Below are 1,571 nucleotides of genomic sequence, written 5' to 3'. Positions count from 1 at the left end.
TACTCCAGCAGCGTTTTGCTATTCCTGCTGGTCAGGGGCCTGATTTTGAGTGTAGTGGGGTGATGTTCCATCGGGTGCGGGTTCGGTGGATGGGTGTTGTGCCTGGGTCCGGCGCTGGTAGTGACAGTGGCGGGCGACGGCTTGGTGGCGGCGTCGCCATGTGGACCACTTCAGCGCGTGAACACCACGCTGTCGTTGGGGTGTTGGGCGGGGATGGCAAGTTGCCAGGAGCTTCCGGATTTCTGCCACGGTGAGGGGCGCGAGGGTGCAGTGATCGTTTCTTCGGTGCCCCTTTCGATTTCCGCGGCAGCCATCGCGGCGAGGAAGGCGTGGGCCAGCATCGCGAGGGTGATGTGCCGGTACCAGCCTGGATACCGGCGGACCTCGTACTCGTCCAGGCCGCACTCGTTCTTCGCGGCCTGGAAACACTCCTCGATCGCCCAGCGGGACCCGGCGATGCGGACCAGTTCGGCGACGGTCGTGCCGGTCGGCGCGTAGGCAAGGTAGTAGGCGATCTCGTCGGGCCTTTTGATGCTGCGGCGGGCCATCACCCACCGGCGGTGGGTGGGCGTCTCGCCGTCGAAGAAGTCGATGACCGGTAGTTGGGCCGAGGCCCAGTCATAGACGCGCGGGCCCTTGGCGCCGTCACCTGCCGACAGGCGCTGCCACGCATCATCGGGTGCTTCGCCGACCAGTTGGTCGATGCGCCAGATCCCGGCCAGGGACTTGACCTGCTGCGATTTCGGCACGGCCAGCACGTGGCCGACGCCCGCTTCCTCCAGCATCCGGCGAAATCCCCATTCCTGTCCGTAGGCGGAATCGGCGGTCACCCAGGCGATCGGCAGATCGGAGGCGAGCGCACGCAGCACCAGACGCCGGGCGAGTTCACCCTTGGTCGCGAACGTGCGGTCTTCGGGGATTTTGGCCGCGCGACAGCGGTCCGGGTCGTTGGTCCAGGACTTGGGCAGATACAGCTCCCGGTCCACCAGCGCGCGGCCCATGGACGAGGCATAGGCGGCAAAGACGCCGATCTGGCAGTTCTCCGTGCGGCCGGCAGTGCCGGAGTACTGACGTTGCACCCCGGCCGAGGTGGTGCCCTTCTTCAGGAACCCGGTGTCGTCGATGATCAGCACACCGTCGGGCCGGCCGAGTCTCTCCGCGACGTATCCCTGCAGGTCGTCGCGGATCTCCTCGGGATCCCACCGGGTCCCGGCGAGGAGCCGCTGCAGTCCGTCCGGCGTTGCGTGACCTGCGAATTCCGCGAGTTGCCAGCCGTTCTTGCGACCGACCGGGCCCAGAAGACCGCGCAGGTAGTCACGCATCCGCCGACGCGGCTCGATGCGTGAGAATCTGCCGCCGACTCGGAGGAAGAGATCCTCAAGTTCCGCCGCCCACAGCCCAGTTCCAAGATCCTCAATCATGCTCGGACCCTGCCCACCACGGACGGCAGACTTGCACAAACCCACCCTTCGGATGACCCATCCACCGAACCCGCACCCGATGGAACATCACCCCACTACACTCAAAATCCGGCCCCTGACCAGCAGGAATAGCAAAACGCTGCTGGAGTA

1 protein-coding gene is annotated in these 1,571 nt (G+C 65.8%); it reads right to left on the bottom strand.

The window, feature by feature from the left end; translation table 11 throughout:
• Nucleotides 1–170: 170 nt before the first annotated feature.
• Nucleotides 171–1,421 (bottom strand): IS701 family transposase, encoded by a 1,251-nt coding sequence (locus ACZ4AA_RS38455; RefSeq protein WP_467613375.1) that lies wholly within the window; start codon nt 1,419–1,421, stop codon nt 171–173.
• Nucleotides 1,422–1,571: the final 150 nt, after the last annotated feature.

The sequence above is a fragment of the Streptomyces sp. NPDC024698 genome (assembly GCF_055559015.1).
The sequence above is the reverse complement of the archived record's forward strand: the minus strand, read 5'-3'. Positions and strand labels throughout refer to the sequence as shown.